This is a genomic window from Staphylococcus sp. MI 10-1553 (assembly GCF_010365305.1).
In the GTDB taxonomy this organism is placed as follows: Bacteria; Bacillota; Bacilli; order Staphylococcales; family Staphylococcaceae; genus Staphylococcus.
This window is the reverse complement of the sequence record NZ_CP048279.1, coordinates 1,852,812-1,874,508: the sequence shown is the minus strand read 5'-3', so window position 1 is coordinate 1,874,508 and position 21,697 is coordinate 1,852,812. Positions and strand designations below refer to the sequence as shown.

Annotated in this window: 17 protein-coding genes; 12 read left to right on the top strand and 5 right to left on the bottom strand. The window is 37.2% G+C overall.

Translation table 11 applies throughout. The features are described from left to right. Positions 1–1,206, top strand: coding sequence for a CamS family sex pheromone protein (locus GZH82_RS08710; RefSeq protein ID WP_162682164.1), 1,206 nt, complete (start codon positions 1–3; stop codon positions 1,204–1,206). 173 nt (positions 1,207–1,379) lie between these two features. Here GZH82_RS08710 and putP read toward each other — a convergent pair whose 3' ends face one another. Then, entirely contained in the window at positions 1,380–2,933 is a 1,554-nt protein-coding gene (gene putP / locus GZH82_RS08705; protein WP_162682163.1) for a sodium/proline symporter PutP, read from the bottom strand. 365 nt (positions 2,934–3,298) lie between these two features. Here putP and gatC point away from each other — a divergent pair, with 365 nt between their 5' ends. From gatC to rplS, 11 genes are all read left to right on the top strand, one after another. After that, positions 3,299–3,601 carry an Asp-tRNA(Asn)/Glu-tRNA(Gln) amidotransferase subunit GatC gene (gatC, locus tag GZH82_RS08700; protein WP_162682162.1) on the top strand — a complete coding sequence of 101 codons (303 nt, stop codon included), beginning with the start codon at positions 3,299–3,301 and terminating at the stop codon, positions 3,599–3,601. A gap of 2 nt (positions 3,602–3,603) precedes the next feature. Further along, positions 3,604–5,064, top strand: a complete 1,461-nt coding sequence (gene gatA / locus GZH82_RS08695; RefSeq protein WP_162682161.1) for an Asp-tRNA(Asn)/Glu-tRNA(Gln) amidotransferase subunit GatA — start codon at positions 3,604–3,606, stop codon at positions 5,062–5,064. A gap of 13 nt (positions 5,065–5,077) precedes the next feature. Further along, complete coding sequence (gene gatB / locus GZH82_RS08690) at positions 5,078–6,505, top strand: Asp-tRNA(Asn)/Glu-tRNA(Gln) amidotransferase subunit GatB (RefSeq protein WP_162682160.1); 1,428 nt, start codon at positions 5,078–5,080, stop codon at positions 6,503–6,505. 645 nt (positions 6,506–7,150) lie between these two features. Next, positions 7,151–8,716, top strand: a complete 1,566-nt coding sequence (locus tag GZH82_RS08685) for a type I restriction-modification system subunit M (RefSeq protein WP_162682159.1) — start codon at positions 7,151–7,153, stop codon at positions 8,714–8,716. Then, a complete protein-coding gene (locus tag GZH82_RS08680; protein WP_162682158.1) occupies positions 8,700–9,917 on the top strand; it encodes a restriction endonuclease subunit S in 1,218 nt (405 codons plus the stop codon). Before GZH82_RS08685 ends, GZH82_RS08680 begins: the two co-directional genes overlap by 17 nt. A gap of 101 nt (positions 9,918–10,018) precedes the next feature. Continuing rightward, a complete protein-coding gene (locus GZH82_RS08675) occupies positions 10,019–10,690 on the top strand; it encodes a hypothetical protein (protein WP_162682157.1) in 672 nt (223 codons plus the stop codon). Between the two features lie 303 nt (positions 10,691–10,993). Continuing rightward, on the top strand, positions 10,994–12,193 hold the full coding sequence (locus GZH82_RS08670; RefSeq protein ID WP_343236280.1) for an IS110 family RNA-guided transposase: 1,200 nt from the start codon (positions 10,994–10,996) through the stop codon (positions 12,191–12,193). Positions 12,194–12,427: 234 nt separating this feature from the next. Continuing rightward, on the top strand, positions 12,428–12,703 hold the full coding sequence (gene rpsP, locus GZH82_RS08665; protein WP_014614106.1) for a 30S ribosomal protein S16: 276 nt from the start codon (positions 12,428–12,430) through the stop codon (positions 12,701–12,703). Positions 12,704–13,025: 322 nt separating this feature from the next. Further along, positions 13,026–13,529, top strand: coding sequence for a ribosome maturation factor RimM (gene rimM / locus GZH82_RS08660; RefSeq protein WP_014614105.1), 504 nt, complete (start codon positions 13,026–13,028; stop codon positions 13,527–13,529). Then, positions 13,526–14,263 (top strand): tRNA (guanosine(37)-N1)-methyltransferase TrmD, encoded by a 738-nt coding sequence (trmD, locus tag GZH82_RS08655; RefSeq protein ID WP_162682156.1) that lies wholly within the window; start codon positions 13,526–13,528, stop codon positions 14,261–14,263. Before rimM ends, trmD begins: the two co-directional genes overlap by 4 nt. 101 nt (positions 14,264–14,364) lie before the next feature. Beyond that, positions 14,365–14,715, top strand: coding sequence for a 50S ribosomal protein L19 (gene rplS / locus GZH82_RS08650; protein WP_014614103.1), 351 nt, complete (start codon positions 14,365–14,367; stop codon positions 14,713–14,715). Between the two features lie 266 nt (positions 14,716–14,981). Here the strand turns inward: rplS and GZH82_RS08645 are convergent, their stop codons facing one another. The 4 genes from GZH82_RS08645 to GZH82_RS08630 form a co-directional block, all read right to left on the bottom strand. Beyond that, entirely contained in the window at positions 14,982–15,119 is a 138-nt protein-coding gene (locus GZH82_RS08645; RefSeq protein ID WP_162682155.1) for a beta-class phenol-soluble modulin, read from the bottom strand. 507 nt (positions 15,120–15,626) lie between these two features. After that, positions 15,627–16,259, bottom strand: coding sequence for a hypothetical protein (locus tag GZH82_RS08640; protein WP_162682154.1), 633 nt, complete (start codon positions 16,257–16,259; stop codon positions 15,627–15,629). Positions 16,260–16,486: 227 nt separating this feature from the next. Further along, entirely contained in the window at positions 16,487–19,081 is a 2,595-nt protein-coding gene (locus tag GZH82_RS08635; RefSeq protein WP_162682153.1) for a YfhO family protein, read from the bottom strand. After that, entirely contained in the window at positions 19,078–21,687 is a 2,610-nt protein-coding gene (locus GZH82_RS08630) for a YfhO family protein (RefSeq protein ID WP_162682152.1), read from the bottom strand. The genes GZH82_RS08635 and GZH82_RS08630 overlap by 4 nt, the downstream gene beginning before the upstream one ends. Positions 21,688–21,697: the final 10 nt, after the last annotated feature.

Below are 21,697 nucleotides of genomic sequence, written 5' to 3'. Positions count from 1 at the left end.
ATGAAAAAGTCAATAGTACTTCTTTTAGGTTTATCACTTGTATTATCAGCTTGTGGTCCAGATGAAGATGAGTCAAAGTCCTCGAAAGAAAAAACTGAAACGCAACAACGAGACCACAATAAAGTAAAAGAAATTGCGACAGATAAAAATGTGCAAGGAACGGATTATCGAACAATTTTACCATTTAAAGAAAGTCAGGCGCGTGGATTAATTCAAGAAAATATGGCTAATAGCTATAACGGCGAAGATTTTGAAGATGGCTTGCTCAATATTAGTAAAGAAGTGTATCCGACTGATGAATACTTGTATCAAGATGGTCAATATTTAGATAAAGATACGATTAGAGCCTATCTTAAACCGAAGTATACGAAAAAAGAACTTGATAAAATGAGCGACAAAGAAAAAGAGAATAAAAATGCGACAGCCAATTTAGGATTAAATCCATCTGTGAATGGTGAAACAGATGAAGAAAAAATCGCTAAAAAATCTCCTGCCTATTTATCTAATATTTTAGAACAAGACTTTTATGATAATGGTGATACTAAAGGTGAAGATATTGAAGGTATGACAATCGGTTTAGCGATGAATAGTGTGTATTACTATCAAAAAGAAAAATACGGCGAAACGTATCATGAAAAACTGGATGAACAAGAAATTAAAAAGCAAGGCCGACAAATGGCTGAAGAAATGTTATCACGTTTAAGAGAAAATGACGATTTGAAAGATATTCCAATCACCTTTGCGATATACATTCAGTCAGCGCAAGAGGATATCATTCCGGGTCATTTTGTGAGTTATGCGACAGCCGAGAAAAAAGGGGCTAAACTTTCAGACTGGCATCAAATCGATCAAAAAACCGTACTGTTACCGTCAAGTGAGGCATCAGATTTGAATGAGAATCTCAATGCGAACTTTAAGGACTTTAACAGTGCATTACAATCTTACTTCTCTAACTTTACACAAGCCGTTGGTAAAGCCGAGTTTAAAAACAAAAAAGTACAAAATTTAACTGTTGATTTACCTATTGATTATTACGGTAAAGCCGAGTTAATCGGAATTACGCAATATGTGACACAACTTGCTGAAAAAGATTTTAAATCTGTGGATCAATATGAAATTCATATTAAAGATGGGAGTCAGCCACGTGCACTCATACGTAAAACGAAAGAAGAAAAATCACCACAAGTGCATATTTATCAAAACTAATGTAAAAAATGAATAAAATCAGAAGAACGACCACGATACACCGAGTTTTTATGACTCTAATGTATAAGTGGTCGTTTTTTATTAAGAAACAATCTCGAGATTCAAAGTATAATGACAGCTATGAATGATATTGAACGACAATCAATTGAATGTAAAAAGTGTATTGCTTCATTTTAATTTCTTGATTTTGCATCATTCAATTGCTTTACGACTTGATTTAAATCTTCTTCTACAAATGCACCAGGTTTTTGTGTCATATTTGAAACAAGGACAGTGACGATTAAACTCATGATAAAGCCTGGAACAATTTCGTATAAGTTAAAGAAATCGTTCACGTCACCGTATGGATGCGCAAATACAATCCATAAAATAACGGTTAACGCACCCGCAACCATCCCACTTATTGCACCTGTACGTGATAATCCTTTCCAATACAATGAAAGAATGACTAATGGACCAAAAGCTGCACCGAAACCTGCCCATGCATTACCCACTAAGTTTAAAATCGTGTTGTTCGGTGTCCAAGCGATGGCAATAGCAGCAACCGCTACGATGATTACAGAAATACGTCCCACTAATACAAATTCTTTTTCGTGTGCAGCGGCATTAGCTTTATCACCACGAATCAATTTGTAAAAGTCTTCTGTTAATGAACTTGATGTAACGAGCAATTGAGAAGAAATCGTACTCATTATGGCTGCTAAAATCGCTGCGAGCAAGAAACCACCGACTAACGGATGGAATAGCAATTGACTCATCAAAATAAATAATGTTTCTGGGTCTTGAATTTGAACGCCTTGTGCTGGAACGAACGCGATACCGAGCAGTCCTACTAACACAGCACCCAATAATCCGACGATCATCCATGTAATCCCGATACGACGTGTAAGAGGGAATAATTTCACAGTACGAATCGACATGAAACGTACGAGAATATGAGGTTGGCCAAAATAACCGAGTCCCCATGCAAAGAATGAAATAATTCCAATCACTGTTGTACCTTTAAATAAATCTAAATTAGTCGGTTTCATTTCTGCAATCGTATGGAATGTATCTAAACCATTTAACTTCAACATCACAACAATAGGCACCATGACCATTGCCACTAACATAATTACCCCTTGAAAAAAGTCAGTGATTGATACAGCAAGATACCCACCGAAAAACGTGTAGAGAATAACGATAACCGCAATTAAAATTAATCCGACATGGTAGTCTAATCCAAATGCACTGTCGAATAACTTACCACCTGATACTAAACCAGCATGCGTATACAATGTAAAGAACACGACAATGATTAAGCCTGAAATAATTTTAATTAAATTCGACTGATCATCTAAACGATTTTTAAAGAAATCTGGTAACGTAATCGCATCACCGGCAATTTCTGTATGTGCACGAAGTCTTGGTGCGACGACTAAATAGTTAATGTAAGCACCGAGTGTTAGACCAATCGTAATCCATACGGCAGATAACCCAGTTGAATAAACTTCACCAGGTAATCCCATAATCATCCAGCCACTCATATCAGAAGCACCTGCTGAGAGGGCGGTTACCCATGGGCCAATGTTACGGCCACCTAACATGTACTCACTCAAATTACTTGTTGCTTGTTTATAACCATAGTAACCAATACCGAGTAAGATAATGAAATAAATGGCAATCATAATGTACGTTTGCCAATCGAGATTGACTTGACTGGACAAATTAGAACCAAATAAAACCATATTGATCTCCCCTTTTGTTTTCACTTGCATAAGATTATTATACAAAAATGTATACGAAAAGAAAGATGTATTTCACAGTTTATGTGTAATTTAACCTTGTCACCCCAAGAGAAATAGCGATATATGAGTATAAATAGGCGTAAATTAAATATCAATAATTATTCAGTTTGCTGTCATGAATATAAATAAAAAATACAGTGAGGGTTGGACTTGTGTGAAACAAGTATGTCGGAAAATGATAGAGCAATCTATGATCGTGTCAACATTGTGTCGTGACGCACCTTGTTTGAAATATTTTAGATTTTTATGCTGAAATTTGGTACAATTTATAGATAAAAGAGTATTTTTAAGGAGGCTATATCATCATGGCGGAAATTACCAAAGATCAGGTTGCACATATTGCCAATCTTGCGCGTTTAAATGTGACTGAAGAAGATACAAGTGATATGCAGCAAACATTAGAAGGTATTTTAAATTTTTGTCATCAAATTGATGCTGTTGATACTGAACAAGTAAAACCAACGCATCATGTATTAGATCTACAGAACGTTTTACGTGAAGACGTGGCAGTACAAGGGTTGCCACAAGAAAAAGTATTGAGTAATGCCAAAGAAGTTGAAGCTGGACAATTTAAAGTACCAGCAGTTATGAATGGGGAGGACGCATAAATATGAGCATCCGTTATGAGTCTATTGAAAATCTACAAAAGATGATCAAGGAGAATCAAATAAAGCCTTCAGAAATTGTGAAAGATATTTATCAAGCAATTGAAGAAACTGATCCTACAATCCAATCATTTTTAGCTTTAGATAAAGAAAATGCAATTAAAAAAGCCGAAGAATTAGATGAACTACAAGCCAAAGGTGAAATCAACGGAAAATTATTTGGTATTCCAATGGGTATCAAAGACAATATTATTACAGAAGGTCTAGAGACGACTTGTGCAAGTAAAATGTTAGAGGGCTTTGTACCAATTTATGAGTCCACTGTTATGAAAAAATTGCATCATGAAAACAGTGTGTTAATCGGGAAAGTCAATTTAGACGAGTTTGCAATGGGTGGTTCTACAGAGACGTCTTACTTTAAAAAGACAGTCAACCCATTTGATCATAAAGCAGTACCAGGCGGGTCTTCAGGTGGTTCAGCAGCAGCAGTTGCAGCTGGTTTAGTGCCTTTTACATTAGGAACTGACACAGGTGGTTCCATACGTCAACCTGCAGCATATTGTGGTGTGGTAGGTTTAAAACCAACATATGGTCGTGTTTCTCGTTATGGACTTGTCGCATTTGCGTCTTCGTTAGACCAAATTGGTCCGATTACAAGAAATGTTAAAGACAATGCGCTTGTTTTAGAAGCAATCGTTGGTGAAGACGAAATGGATTCTACAAGTGCGCCAGATAGTTCAAATGATTTTACATCAGAAATTGGTCAAGATATTAAAGATATGAAAATAGGTTTACCAAAAGAGTATATTGGTGAAGGTGTTGATCAAGAAGTCAAAGACGCAGTTTTAAAAGCGGCAGAAACTTTCAAATCATTAGGCGCAATTGTTGAAGAAGTATCATTGCCAAGAACATCTTACGGTATCCCATCTTACTATGTGATTGCCTCAGCGGAAGCATCTTCTAACTTAGCGCGTTTTGACGGCATTCGCTATGGTTACCACTCTAAAGAAGCGCAAACATTGGAAGAATTATACAAACTTTCAAGAAGTGAAGGTTTCGGTCAAGAAGTGAAACGTCGTATTTTATTAGGTACGTACGTATTAAGTTCAGGCTATTATGATGCCTATTATAAAAAAGCACAAAAAGTCCGTACTTTAATTAAACAGGACTTTGAAAGTGTATTTGAAGACTATGATGTCATTTTAGGACCTACAACACCAACTGTCGCATTTGATATTGGAACTGAAATTAATGATCCATTGACAATGTACGCAAATGATTTGTTAACAACACCTGTTAACTTAGCAGGTTTACCTGGTATATCGATACCTTGTGGTTTAGCAGAAAATGGTCGTCCTATCGGTTTACAAATCATTGGTAAGCCATTTGATGAAAAAACAATTTACCGTGTAGCACATCAATATGAGACACAATTTAATTTACACGACCAATATCAAAAATTATAAGGAGTGGCAATCAATGCATTTTGAAACAATAATCGGACTTGAAGTCCATGTTGAATTGAAAACAGACTCAAAAATGTTTTCAAATGCGCCAGTAGCATACGGTGCTGAGCCAAATACAAACACAACCGTGATCGATTTAGGTTATCCTGGTGTCTTACCAACGGTTAACCGTCGTGCAGTGGACTGGTCAATGCGAGCAGCGATGGCCTTGAATATGGAAGTTGCAACAGAATCTAAGTTTGACCGTAAAAACTATTTCTATCCAGATAACCCGAAAGCTTACCAAATTTCACAATTAGATCAGCCTATTGGTGAAAATGGCTATATTGATATTGAAGTAAATGGTGAAACAAAACGTATTGGTATAACAAGATTGCACATGGAAGAAGATGCAGGGAAATCGACACATAAAAACGGCTACTCACTTGTTGACTTAAACCGTCAAGGGACACCACTTGTTGAAATCGTTTCTGAACCTGATATTCGCTCACCAGAAGAGGCGTATGCCTATTTAGAAAAGTTACGCGCTATTATTCAATATACAGGCGTATCAGACGGAAAAATGGAAGAAGGTTCATTACGTTGTGATGCAAACGTGTCTTTACGTCCATACGGTCAAAAAGAGTTTGGTACGAAAGCCGAACTTAAAAACTTAAACTCATTTAACAACGTGCGTAAAGGTTTAGAATATGAAGTGAAACGTCAAGAGGAAGAATTGTTAAATGGCGGTGAAATTTTACAAGAGACACGTCGTTTTGATGAATCAACAGGTAAAACGATTTTAATGCGTGTTAAAGAAGCGTCAGATGACTACCGTTACTTCCCAGAACCAGATATCGTGCCTTTATATATCGATGAAGCATGGAAAGCACGCGTTCGTGAATCAATCCCTGAATTACCGGATGCACGTAAAGAAAAATACGTGAAACAATTTGGTTTACCAGCTTATGACGCACATGTTTTAACATTAACAAAAGAGATGTCAGATTTCTTTGAAGCGGCTGTTGAAGAAGGCGCAGATGTGAAAATGATCTCGAACTGGTTAATGGGTGGTGTGAACGAATATCTCAATAAAAACCAAATTGAGTTACAAGATACAGGCCTTACACCAGCAAACTTAGCAGGTATGATTAAATTAATTGAAGACGGCACAATGAGTAGTAAAATTGCGAAAAAAGTGTTCCCAGAATTAGCACAAAATGGTGGGGACGCGAAGCAAATTATGAAAGATAAAGGTCTTGTTCAAATTTCTGATGAAGGTGCTGTTTTAGAATTTGTACAACAAGCGATTGCTGAAAACCCACAATCTGTTGAAGATTATAAGAATGGCAAAGGTAAGGCAATGGGCTTCTTAGTTGGACAAATTATGAAGTTGTCGAAAGGTCAAGCGAATCCACAACTTGCGAATCAGTTGTTGAAGCAAGAGTTGGATAAGCAATAGTTTGTTTTGAATAGAGGCGAGTGGATGGAATGCAATTGTGATGATTGTATTTCATGCTCGTCTTTTTCATTTTTGATTTTCAACATTGCGAATATTAACGGGGGGAGTTTTGGTGAATATTTGATTGCTGAACAAGCTCTCGCTTGCTAGGGTTGGGTGCGATTGATTGCCATCTTGGGCTTGCTTTCCTAGGGGCTGAACCTCCAACTAAATTTGGCTTGATTGAAGTACACACTTGATGGAAGCCAAATTGGATTTTCCGGTTCAGCTGATCCCTCAGGAGTCTCGCCCAGATTGGCAATCATTTGCTGAAATGTGGTGAAAGCGAGTGTTGTTCAAGCAATCTTGGTGTAGTCTCCTAATGTTAAAAATTCGCGTGCCGAAATATCAAATAAGCGAGACATGAATTGGATCATCATTTTTACCATCATTCGTTCTATTCACTCATTATTGATTTTCCAAGCGGTAGATGGAGAGGGGCTTGTTCTTTGTTTGTACTAATCTAAAGTTTAAATAGACCACCGTTTGATTTAACTGATACATAAATTTCTCGGGCAAAGTTTACGCAAAAGACGTAAATTTCAACCTATCCGATTTGTTAATATATTATAATAGGTGGTAAGAGAGTTAAATGGAGGAAAAGCAATGTCAATTACAGAAAAACAGCGCCAACAACAAGCGGAATTACATAAAAAATTGTGGTCTATCGCGAATGACTTAAGAGGGAACATGGATGCGAGCGAGTTCCGTAATTATATTTTAGGGCTCATTTTTTATCGTTTCTTATCGGAAAAAGCAGAAGCAGAAGTCGCTGAAGCCTTATCAGGAGAAACACTGTCATACGAAGAAGCATGGGCAGATCCAGAATATCGAGAAGACTTAAAAGGTGAATTGTTAGACACAGTCGGCTACTACATCGAACCGCAAGATTTGTTTAGCACAATGGTGAAGGAAATTGAAAACCAACGTTTTGATATCGAACATTTAGCGCAAGCGATTCGCAAAGTTGAAACGTCAACACTCGGTCAAGACAGTGAAGAAGATTTCATCGGGCTATTTAGTGATATGGATTTAAGTTCGACACGACTGGGTAATACAGTGAAAGATCGTACGGCATTATTAAGCAAGGTGATGGTGAACTTAGCGGACTTGCCATTTGTACATAGCGACATGGAAATTGACATGTTAGGGGACGCCTACGAATATTTAATCGGACGTTTCGCAGCGAGTGCAGGTAAAAAAGCAGGCGAATTCTATACGCCACAACAAGTATCGAAAATTTTAGCGCAAATCGTCACATTAGGGAAAGATAAATTAAGAAATGTATATGATCCCACATGTGGTTCAGGTTCCTTACTGTTACGTGTCGGTAAAGAAACGAAAGTGTACCGTTATAATGGACAAGAACGTAACAACACAACGTACAACTTAGCACGCATGAACATGTTGTTGCATGATGTCCGTTATGAAAACTTTGACATTCAAAACGACGATACACTCGAAAATCCAGCCTTTTTAGGTGAGAAATTCGATGCCGTGGTAGCCAATCCCCCATACAGTGCGAAATGGTCAGCGGATAGTAAATTCAATGATGACGACCGTTTCAGTGGTTACGGCAAACTCGCACCGAAATCAAAAGCCGACTTCGCCTTTATCCAACATATGGTGCACTATTTAGATGATGAAGGAACGATGGCAGTCGTATTACCACATGGCGTCCTGTTCCGTGGTGCAGCAGAGGGTGTCATTCGACAATATCTTATTGAAGAGAAAAATTATTTAGACGCGGTTATTGGCTTACCGGCAAATATTTTCTATGGCACAAGCATTCCGACGTGTATTTTAGTGTTCAAAAAATGTCGTAAATCAGACCACGACGTGTTATTCATCGACGCATCTAACGCATTCGAAAAAGGTAAAAATCAAAACCACTTAAACGACGAACACGTTGAAAAAATCATCGACACATACAAAAACAGAGCAACCATCGATAAATACAGCTATGCCGCAACATTACAAGAAATTGAAGACAATGACTACAACCTCAATATTCCGAGATATGTCGACACTTTTGAAGAGGAAGCACCCATCGACCTCGACCAAATTCAACAAGACATCGTGAATATCGACAATGAAATCGCGCAAGTCGAACAAGAAATTAACAGCTATTTGAAAGAACTGGGAGTGTTGAAGCATGACTCATCCAAATAAAAATGTGCCGGAGTTAAGATTTCCTGAGTTTGAAGGTGAGTGGGAAGAGAATAGACTAGAGACACTTGTAAATTTTAGTAAAGGAAAATTATTAGGTAAGAAAGATTTAAGTGAAGATGGGAGCTATCCGTGCATTCTTTATGGAGAACTGTATACAAAATATGGAGCGATTATTAATACTATTCAAAGTAGAACAAATGTAAATCCAAATAAGTTGAAAAAAGCTGGAAATAACCAGGTTTTAATTCCATCTTCTGGAGAAACAGTAGAGGATATTGCTACGGCATCAGCCATAAATGTAAATGATGATGTTTATATCGGTGGAGATTTAAATATTCTAACTCCTAAAAAAGATGATGGTAGATTCATTTCTTTGTCTTTAAACAGTGTGAACAAATGGAATGTATCTAGATTTGCACAAGGTAAAACAGTGGTTCACCTTTATAATAGTGATTTAAAGAATTTGAAAATTAATATACCTGTTCAATTTGAAGAACAACAAAAAACAGGTGATTTCTTCAGTAAACTCGACCATCAAATTGAATTAGAAGAACAAAAATTAGCCTTGTTGGAAGAACAGAAAGAAGGTTATATGCAAAAGATTTTCTCCCAAGAACTTCGATTTAAAGATGACAATGGGGAAAATTATCCAGAGTGGGAAAACAAATACTTGCATGAAATTAGTGATTTGAATCCTAAAAGTAACTATTTGCCTGATAAATTTTATTATATAGACTTAGAAAGTGTTAACAACGGTCAAATTAATCAATTAAAGGTAGTAAATAAAATAAATGCTCCATCTAGAGCACAAAGGTTAGCAAAAAAACATGATGTTTTCTATCAAACAGTTAGACCATATCAAAAAAATAATTTTATAAATTTATCAAACCGAAATGATATTGTAGTATCTACAGGATATGCTCAGTTAAGACCTTTAGTACATTATTATTATTTATATACATTATTATTAACTAATTCGTTTGTGAATAAAGTTTTAGTGAAATGTACAGGTACTAACTATCCAGCAATAAATTCTAAAGATTTATCTTTAATCTCAATATTATCTTCTTCAGTATTAGAAGAACAACAAAAGATTGGTGATTTCTTCAATAAACTCGACCAACAAATTGAATTACAAGGCCAAAAAATCGAATGCTTAAAACAACGTAAAAAGGGCTTACTCCAAAAGATGTTTGTGTAATGTCAATATGCATGTTTGTGAATATCAATAGTGAATGAAGAAAAAGTGTGTCATTGATTGAGGGGATCAATGTCGTAGGGTGAAGTAAGGGGGAATGTCTAATGGTGGAAGATATTGCGTCTCAATTGCAAAGTATTTTACATGAGGATGAGTGGATTTTGTCGCTAACGCAGTCTGATTCCAATGGTTCGATTTATGTGTTGTTTCGAAAGGGTGCTTTTGCGTATATGCCGATTCGTATCAGTAACCATAAAAATCATTCGTATTTCTCTAATAAAACTTTTTATACGACACTGGAAGAAGCAGTTTTACTCGATCAAATCAGAACACACCTAGATCATAGTAGTTGGTATATATTTAAATACGAAGATTACTTCACACTTAAGATTTTAACGAAGCTCAATATGAAAAATTTAAGGATTTATGTTGATAATTCAATGGGGATTTACGATGGTGCGCTGATGGGCTTGTTGTTCTATCAAATTCGATATTTTAATAGAAACCATAAAGAGATGAATACGGTGTCGGAATCGTTTCAAAAATATTTGAGGCGGTTGTTTGCGGCAGGACTGTTGAATGGTTATAGACAAGCGAACAATGATTTGTCTGTATATGTGACGCAAATGGGGAAATCAATGGTTACAGAGTATTGTCACGTCTATCAAGAGCGTTATCTCACTGATGTAAAAAAGGTTGAATTTCGGTATGTTGAAGTGCCTATGGATGAAATTTTATACGCAATTGATGACGACCATAAGATCATACAAAAGTGATGAAAGTATGATGTCATTGTGAGATGGATGATCGTATTGGACGATAAAAACATACTAAGATTAGCTGTGAAGAAATTTATGACGATAGATTTCTTCACAGCTATTTTTTATAGTTGTAGAGAGAAGTAGATCGCGCAGTCCCTTGGATCTTTGAATCCGTAATGTAAACTGATCAGCTTTACTCTCCTTTTGAAATTCGATTGAAGTATGTTGGGTTTTAGAAACCGTGTATAGGAAAATGAAATGAAAAAGGCTAAGTAAAGTTAAAATCTTCTCAATTCAATAGAGAAAGGTATGATTTTTATTAACTGTTTTGGTATTGATATCAGTAAGTCAGAAAGTGTGGTCGCACATTATAAGGATGAAGTTTTCGTTAAAGAATTGGTCATTCAAAATAATCAAAATGGCTATCGTTATCTTAAAAATTATATCAAGCATCTTGATTCCCTGTTTATCCTCTTTGAATCAACAGGTGTTTATTCAAGAGGTATGAAACACTTTTGTGAAATTCACAAAATAAATTACTTAGAAATGAACCCCCTAGAAGCCAAGTTTAAAACAAATTCGTTAAGATCATGGAAAACAGATAAGTCAGACGCACATAAACTCGCACTTCTTGCCTTTAGAATGAAAGATTCAAAGGTACAACGTCATCCTGAAGAGATCTACTTTGAACTGAGAGAACGTGCGCGCTTTCACTTAGAAATGGAGATCAACCAAAATTGTCTCAAAGTTGAGTTAGTCGAAACACTACATCAAACATTTCCAGGGTTAGAAAAGTTATTTACTAACAGATATTCAAAAATCGCATTAAATATAGCTAAAGCATTTCCTCATCCTGATTATGTAAGTATTTTGACTCATGATGAATTGGTGGAAAAAGTACTTCATTCAACTGATAAAGGCATTTCAATTAAAAAAGCGCACAAGTATGCCAAAAAATTAATTGAAATAAAGAATAATAGTTTTCCGAATGTGCGCAAGTCTTCTTTCCTCCTACAAAAAGTCCAATACTTATGCGACAAACTGCTTATTGGGATAGAAGAAATGAAAGCATTTAATCAGGAAATGATTGATTTAGCTAAAAATACAACTGAGTTTGAAAATATTATTTCAATTCCTGGCATCGGAGAACTCACAGCTACATTGCTTATTGGGGAACTTGGAGATATTAGAGAATTCAAAACAAATAAACAACTGAATGCATTTGTAGGCATTGATATTAAACGTTACCAATCAGGAACTTCAAAGAGTCGAGATACGATTAATAAAAGAGGAAATAAAAAAGCAAGGCGTTTATTGTATTTAATCACTATGAACATTCTTAGGGGAAGAAATCATTATCAAAGCCATATTGTGGATTATTATTATAAATTAAGAGAGCAGCCTCATGGGAAACCCCACAAGACTGCCGTAATAGCGAGTATCAATCGCTTATTAAAGACCATTCACTACTTGATAGTCAATGATAAATTATATGATTATCAGAAAGCACCACACTAACGAAACCACATAATCATATACATCATAACACCTTATTCAAAAAAGTAAAAATTGGACGGTCTAGTTCAGTAATGTCAATTTCACTTATTGAACCCTTGACAAATCGTAGGAAAGGGATTGGGATATAGAAATTTTAAAATGGTAAAGTATTTTCTCTTTACAAAACCATGAGTTCCTGTTATTATAATTTCTTGTAGATAACAAAACTTATGACATTAAAGGAGAGAATTATAAATGGCAGTTAAAATTCGTTTAACACGTTTAGGTTCAAAAAGAAACCCATTCTATCGTATCGTAGTAGCAGACGCACGTTCACCACGTGACGGTCGTATCATCGAACAAATCGGTACTTACAACCCAGCAGCGGTAAATGCACCGGAAGTTAAAATCGATGCAGAATTAGCACTTAAATGGTTAAAAGACGGTGCGAAACCAACAGATACAGTTCACAACCTTTTATCACGTGAAGGTATTTTAAAAACTTTTGACGAACAGAAAAAAGCAAAATAATGTAAGCATATCAACGGGGAAGGGATAGACACCTTTCCTATTTGATTTTAAGCGATAACGTTTGTTGATATCGCGGTGATTCAAGCGGATAGTGCATGACAGTGTCGATAAGAGTAGTCATGCAAGAAGTGACTGACTTTAAAACAGTAAATTTCAAGTTTTAAAAATCGAGTCGCCTTTCTAGAGTTCGAGTTGAGAGATGATTTGAAACTCTATATACATGGAATCACCAATCATGAGGTGAGACGAGAAGTGACTTGATGAGAGGTGCTTCGGTCTCATCTCTTTTTTGTATAAATAGCGATAATAGGAGGCTCACGATATGAAAGTAGAAGTGGGTAAAATTGTGAACACACACGGTATCAAAGGAGAAGTGAAGGTACAGTCTCATTCGGATTTTACAGAGATTCGCTTTCAACCTGGTGAAGTGTTACAAGCAGAATATCAAGGTCAAACGCTCCTTTTAACGGTGAAATCCCATCGTATGCATAAAGGGTTACATATGTTAACGTTTGAAGGCTATACGAATATTAATGACATCGAACATTTGAAAGGGACACATCTCTATCAAGAGCGTGATCATGAAGCGATTGAATTAGACGAACATGAGTTTTATTACTCAGACATTATCGGTTGTACAGTATTTGATGGTGATCGCCCGATTGGTCGAGTGACTGAAATTTTTGAAACAGGTGCAAACGATGTATGGGTCGTTAAAGGTGACAAGGAACATTTAATTCCATACATTGCGGATGTTGTAAAAGAAGTGGACATTGAAGGACGTCGTATTGTCATTACGCCATTAGAAGGGTTGTTAAACGAATGAAAATCGACTATTTAACGCTCTTTCCAGAAATGTTTGATGGCGTACTCAATCAATCCATTTTAAAGCGAGCAAGAGAAAATGACGCATTAACGACGCGATTGATTAATTTTCGCGATTATGCCAACAATAAACACAATCAAGTGGATGATTATCCTTACGGTGGCGGTCAAGGGATGGTATTGAAGCCTGAGCCGATTTTTAATGCGATGGCAGATTTGGAAGTTTCAGATGACACACGTGTGATTTTGATGACACCACAAGGGCAACCGTTCAATCAAAAGTTAGCGGAGTCTCTCGCTGAAGCGGAACATCTCATTTTCATTTGTGGCCATTATGAAGGTTATGATGAACGTATCCGTGAACATTTAGTCACTGATGAAATTTCTGTCGGCGATTATGTGCTGACAGGGGGCGAGTTGCCTGCGATGGTCATGACAGATGCGATTGTGCGCTTAATTCCTGGTGTGCTAGGGAACCAAGTGTCACATGAAGATGATTCTTTTTCGAGTGGCTTATTAGAATATCCACAATATACGCGTCCAAGTGATTATAAAGGGATGACCGTACCTGATGTGCTGTTGTCTGGTGATCATGCGAAAATTGCCCAATGGCGCCATGAGCAGTCATTGACACGCACTTGGCTGAAACGTCCTGATTTATTGGACTATTATCCATTGACTGATCAAGATCAGAAATTCATTCAATCGTTAAAAAGAACATTGAAAAACGACTGAATGTATGCTAGTATATTTTAAGTGTGGAAACACGAATATCACTATGATCCGCTGCTATATATTGTCGAGGCAAGAACATAGGTTGAAGGAGAGAATTAATCATGACAAATCACAAATTAATTGAAGCAGTAACAAAATCACAATTACGTGACGATATCCCATCATTCCGTCCTGGTGACACTTTACGTGTACACGTACGTATTATCGAGGGAACTCGTGAGCGTATCCAAGTATTCGAAGGTGTTGTAATCAAACGTCGTGGTGGCGGTATTTCTGAAACATTCACTGTTCGTAAAATCTCATCAGGTGTAGGTGTTGAACGTACGTTCCCATTACACACACCAAAAATCGAGAAAATCGAAGTGAAACGTCGCGGTAAAGTACGTCGTGCGAAACTTTATTACTTACGTAGCCTTCGTGGTAAAGCTGCACGTATCCAAGAAATTCGTTAATTCGAGTCTTAAGGACACCCCATATCAAACAGGGTTGGGACATGTATTGTCTCAACCCTGTTTTATTTATGTAAAAGAATGATTGTGATACATTATCGTTGTTTGAGGACTTTGATCAGGGCTAGGATATTTTTTCACCCTAGCCCCCAATGTGATTAAATCAGAAGTTACAGTTAGTGTCTGTGATGTGTGGATGCATCTTATGCTTTTCATTTTCCAAGTTCTCCAGTGGGCGTGATTAGGAGATTTTTCTACACTTTTAATTCCTAACCCAGTCCGAATAATTTTGCGAGTAATTCGACACTGTGCTGTACTGTAGCGACAATCGCAGTACCCATGTTCACCCAGTCGTGTTGAATGGCAGAAGTTACAATGCTTGTGATTGACTCAAATAAATCACCCATTTGAAACACCTCCTCTTATTGTATAACTTTATTTTAAATCCTTTTATACATAAATTTATGATTATTTCATAGTTGGAAATATAATATGCTTAAACGCAATTAATTTTATATAAAAATACATTAAGGCATGCCTAAATGTCGAAGATGAAGACATTGTATAGAGCATGAGCACATGTGATGTATAGCGTTTTTAGGAGAAAGTAGGTAGATACTTGAATCAAAAAGAAGATGATATTAAGTCTTATTTTGTTAGCAACGAGAATTATGAAAGATATGCTAGTTTAGAAAAAGGAAAAGTTGCAAGTTAAATGAATAATAAATTTCATGTTCAGTTAGATGCGTTCAATTTACAAGCTATTAACTTTATTAAATTTGATAATTACGATGAGTCTGATTTTGTGTTGAGGGGATTTTGCTTATTTTGAATATGCGATTGATTAATGTGAAAAGCAGGATATCATGATAAAGCTCGCATTCCTCCACTTTAATCTTTATTCAAATGTCTACTTACTCACTTTTTTTATGACTTTCTGCAAGCCCCATATACGTCAATTCGATAAACCGTCTATATTTCGAGATAAAGGCTTCATCAAATAAAAGGCCACTATTTCTTTTGATGTCCATTACAGTGTCATAGATGTTAGCTATAATTTCGCTTGGTCGGTGATGGTCTTTCGCATCATCTTTCGTGAGGAAAAGATAAGCGTTGTACAAATCTTCAATCGTTTTGAAGTACCCGTGCTTTGCGATGGATTTACAAGTGAACGCAGGCATATGAACGAGATTAAAATAATAATCATAAGGCGTCATTTCATCTTCTGACATCGGGTTCTGGTCTATGTTCACACGATTCCTTAAATCTTTGCCGTATTCATGAATTTGTTGATGTTCTGACCCTTCCATTTGGGATTCCAACTGTTTCATATTCGAAAATAACACGCTCACTTTACCGGCACTACCTTCATAATCAACGCCACTGACCTGCGTCAGCATTTTTGAAATATCTTTCCTGAAAATAATGATAGCGATTAAAATGAGCCAAGGAAAATTGAAATGTTCAAATAAGGATGTTAAGACATGAGCGAGCCCGCTTAAACTTTGAAGTAAAAAATCTAGAAAAACATTTTCAGTGTGGTTCAAAAAATCACCGCCTCTATACATTTGTCATATGACATCATTTTAACCTCTAAACATATAAAATTACACAATGATACGATAAAAAAATGATCTGTTTTGTGAATTCGGAAGGTACGATTTTATGAGAATTACAAATAAAAAGCGATGCCTCACCTTAACTATGTAGCGGCTGGAATTTGTGAATCTGCTCAATTCCAGCCTGCTCAGTCGGCGAAGCATCGTGCCTCATATTATTGTTTGGTTGTTCGACGGAGCCACCAACGATAAACTATCGCGCCCACAATGCCTAATACGGTAATCAGGCTTAAAATATGCCAATAAGGTAGTGAATAGGTCAATGTCGCTTTACTGTCACCTTTTTCAACGGGCACAATTGTCATTAAACCATTGCCTTGAAGCACAGGTCTTGTCTCGCCGTTGACTTCAGCGTGTAAACCTTGTCTATAGGGGATTGGAAGTACAAGGTATTGGTCTTTGTCTGATTTGAAATGTGCGTTGATGTGTCGGCGCTCCTTATCCATCTGTACGGGTTCTACTTCTGAAGCAGCACGTTTAAGCGTACTGTAATCTTCGCCGTAAATACCTTTAAGCTGAAAACGGTAATCGCCTTGTTTTAACTTCAGTTGCATCGTGTCACGAACAGTCACACGCACTGTAATGGGTGTAACAAAACGACGATAAGCATAGTCGAGTTTCGTACGGCGTTGGTAAAAGTCATCTAGTTTTAAATAGTGCGGTTGATTTGGTGACAATAATTCGATGTCCATTTCAACATAATAGTCGTGATAACGTTCTTTCACGTTTTGAGGTAAATCGATATTCACGCCACCGTCTTTTTCATGAACGGTTAAAATTTTTCCTTTCATCGAGGCATCTCGTGGTGTCACTGTCGCTTTTGATAATAAATTCGAATTCGCCTGGAACGTTTGATTGGCTTTTTGATTGTCGAGTACCACACCTTGCAACATCGCTTGTTCACGATCTAACGGTGATTTTAAGTCTTTGGCGTCATAAACACGAGAGGTCAAATGTGCGCTCGGATAATCTATCGTTTGTTGGGAATGGGTCCAAGCATGGTTTTCGTCTTGAATCGTTTGAACATTTTTCATTCCATACGGCAAAGTGCGGTCGGGGGCATCTTTAATACGGTCCGTGATACCCCATAATGCGTATAAATTTTCGCGATCACCTAATAAACGATACGTACTGTTACTGTCATATTCCATGTTGATTTGCATTTGGCGGTCATAATAATCATAAATATTGCCGTCAAAAATACTGGAATACAGTGCGACCCCATTAAAGTCGTAAATCATACTAGAGTTCACAGCGTAAGTACTCATGTAATCGATGCGCTGTAATGGTGACTGGTCATGCTTTATCGTATCAATCTGTTGTTGTATAGTCGTACTATGATAATTTGGCGCTTTCATATCGTCCATTATCGACTGATAGGGTGCGATATTGTTATGATGATAGTTGAGTAATAAGATAAATTGTTGCACGACAAAGAGTATGAACAAGACACCGCGCATCCAACCTGTCAGCGGACGACGTTGGTAAATGTGATAGGCTACTACGATTAAAATGATGACACTGGCAAGCATCCACCACATCGCACCGCGTGAAAAGAATGCTGTTGCAATCGCAAGTAATGCAATCGGAATGAGTGATTGTAAAAATGATTTCACAGTCAACTCGGTCAAATATTTAATCCACAATGCGATTAAAGCACTTGTCGTTAATGCGAGGATGTAGACCCAACGACGCTGTGGGAATGAAAAGCCATTAAACGCACTATCAAAATAGGGTGAAAAAGAACCAATCAACAGTATCCAAGTGAAAATCGCGACCATTTTATAGTGATAATGGCGGTATAGTTTGAACGAAAATAGTGCGACGAGCGCAATAAACGTAACTGTAATATAAAAACCGTTTGTAAAGATATGGTACTTTTGTGAAAATTCGATAATCGGTGAAATAAAGACATCATTCGTTTGACGATCATTATTTAAAAACGACCGTACACCAGTAAAAAAGCCTAACGCCGCGATACACAAACTACAAAGGACAGCTGGAATAAGCAAATATAATTTTTGCCAGCGACCAACTTGATCGTCACGATGCGGCCAAATCATGCGATAAACTAAGTACATTGTTAAAATAATCGCTTCATAATAACTAAAGTAAAAGTTAGAAAACAAAGTTAAAGCAATGGCGATGATGAATAATCCGATGTGACGACTTCTGAAAAAGCGTTCAATTCCCCAAATTGAAAGGGGCAAGTAAATTAAAATATCGCCAAAAAACGACCATGTAAAATTGAAATAATAGACCACAGTGGAAGTGGCATAAAGGATGGCACCTAAATAACGATAAAAGCGCTCGAGTTTAAATTGATGAAACATGCCATAAGCGGCAAGAAATGTGATGACACAACGTAAATACGCCGTGAAAATTTGGTTGCTGGGCCAAAATTCAATGTCACTCGGATCGAAATGTAACAGCCATTGCCCAAGACCTACAAAGATGAAGTTCACATACATCATCGGTGAGGTCGTGTAATAGTAGGCGAGGTCTGTAAAATAATCGCCACCGAGTCCAAAACCACTGTCATAAAGCGAGTGGAGATGAGAAAAATGTTCATACAAAAAGCGTTGAAAAGGCATCATTTGTTTAAAACCATCGCCGTTTCCACTATAAATGATGCCTTCATGTATGAAACGGAACACGACCGGCACGTACACGATACATCCGACGAGACAGGCCGCAATGAAGACGGTTAAAAAACGAGTTACAATACTTTTTTGTTTCTGTTTTTTCAATGTTTTTCACTCTTTCTCGATTGTTTATGTTGATACCAACGACTATAAATGATGCTGCTGATGATACTGATGATTGACAAGACGATCATCGTGATGAAATAAGGTGGACGGTAGTGAATGTCAATTTGTTTCGCATGTGGTCCAATTTTGATCCCTGTCATCATGCCATTGACCTTTTGTGGTATGACAGCGTGTCCGTCAACAATTGCCGTCATGCCTTTACGATAAGGGATGTTGATGACCGCCATACCACCAGAATGCTCAGCTAAATGAACTTTAATCTTTCCTTGATGTTCTTCATAGTGATGAGGGGCTTGCTGATGATATGCCTGTTTTAACGTATCGTAATCTTCGCCGTACAAACCTTGAATGCGCAATTGATACGACCCTGTTGGTGAAATACCGAGATGAATTTGGCCGTTGTTGTCAGGTTGCACGCGATACAGCAAAGTATTTTGACCTGTACGATATTTAGAATTGTTAAATAGACGGTGATTTTCATAGCCATTGACATCGAGTGTACTGTTACTATCTGGCGCATTACGTTTAAAATAGACGACGAGATAAAAGTCTTCATACTGTTCGCGTAATGTTTCCGGGAGTTGCAGCGTCACACCACCATTCGGTTTAGTGACTGTTAACCCATCTGAGCGTGTACGTTGGGCATCAAGGGTTGTCATTTCGACTTCATGAACAAGATTTTGGGCTTTTTGAGGATACGTTTGACCTTGATGATCCAATACGACGCCATCGAGCATCGCATGTTCACGATCAATCGGTGTCGTTAAATCTTCAGCGTTATAATAATGATGGCTCACACGCACGGCCGGTAAAGGGTATTGATTTTCGTACATGACATATTGACCAAATTGATGCACTTTTTCAAAATGAGCAGGTTGCTGGTGCTGATAATCTTTTTCCATAAGGTAGCGTACGGATAAGAGACTTGCAATGTTCGAGCGGCTCCCTGTAGATTGATAACGGCTGACAGATTCTTCTTTTAAGTTAATCATTAAATAGCGATAATAAAATTCAATGAGCTGTTGATCGAAAATACTCGAATACAAACTCATCCCTTTAAAATGTTGATACATCGGTGTATTATCCTGCTCGTTTACACGCCAATCTATCCGTTCATCCTCACGCTTATCCGCATTCATTTGGTCGACTAACGACTGCTGTAAAGGTGTATTGTACAAACTGGCATGCGCATAAAATGTATTGGCTCGCTTTTCGTGATCTGTATGGAAAATTTGATTTTTAATAAACACTGCCGACATCGCAAATTGTAAAACGATAAGTGCGCATGCAAAGCTCACTGTTACGAAATGACATCGTTTGTTATCATGATGTTCAATCGTTAAGACGAGTAATCCAATCAGAAATACGATAGGGATGAGATAGATCCACCAGACGACCCGATCATTCATGGAAGCACTCATGAAAACAATAGCCATTGCAGGTATCGCGGTCAAGATATATGTAAGGCGTGATAACGATTTGAAATGCTGTATATAAGTTGCAATTAAACCACTTGTCACAAATGCTAATAAGTAATGCCAACGGTTTTGTGGCGCTGAAAAGCCGTTAAATATACTGTCCACATATGGTATAAATGCTGCGATAATGGTTAAAATGCTCAGTATTGCGAACAGTCTAAAGTAAAAATGACGGTACAATTTAAATGTCAGTAACGCTTGAATTACGACAAATGAAATGATGATTAAATAGTTGTCATAGAAAAGATTTGTATTTTCATTGAACTGTTCAATGAGTGGCATGTCACCATCAAATGGGATACGTTGATTGTTGAAAAAACTGCGTGCCCCATGAAAGAAAAAGAATAAACTTGAACCTACGCCTAAAACAGCTGCAACGACTAAGGGTAGAACAGTTTTGATACCTCTTTTTTGATCATCGGGGTGTGGATGAAACACTCTCAGACTATAATAAATGAGTCCCATCAAGACTTGGTAATAGGCAAAGTAAAAATTATTCGCAAAAGAAATAGCTGTAATAATGATGAATAGGCCTAACTTACCCGATTTCAAAAAACGTTCAATACTGAGTAAGAGCAGTGGTAATAAAATAAATACATCACTAAAAAAGGGCCAGTACACGGTGAATCGGAAATAAAGTGGCGACATGGCGAATAACACCGCAAATACAACCGATGCGACGTGCTGGAGTTTTAACTGACGTGCATAGTAATACGTTGCTATCATAGCGCCAGTGCACTTCAAAATGGAAACGACCCATGCTTGTGTGAACCAATACATCATGTCTTTAGGGTCCACGATATGTAATAGTGCTAAAAGACAAGTGACGCTTGTAGTTAAAATAAAAATGAAATTAGTCGAAAAATAATACGATAGATCTGTAAAAAAATCACCGCCAAGACCAAAATCGGTGGCATAGAAAAAGGTACCTTCAGACCATTTTTCGTATAAAAACATCTGAATCGGTACCATTTGTTCCATACCGTCATTTGGACCTGTATATAACAGACCGTCTGCAAAAAAGCGATACAAAATATAAGCATGCCCTATGAGTGACATGCATAAAAATAAAACAATAAAGCCGATGGGGTGAATGTAACGTCTCATAATCCGAGCC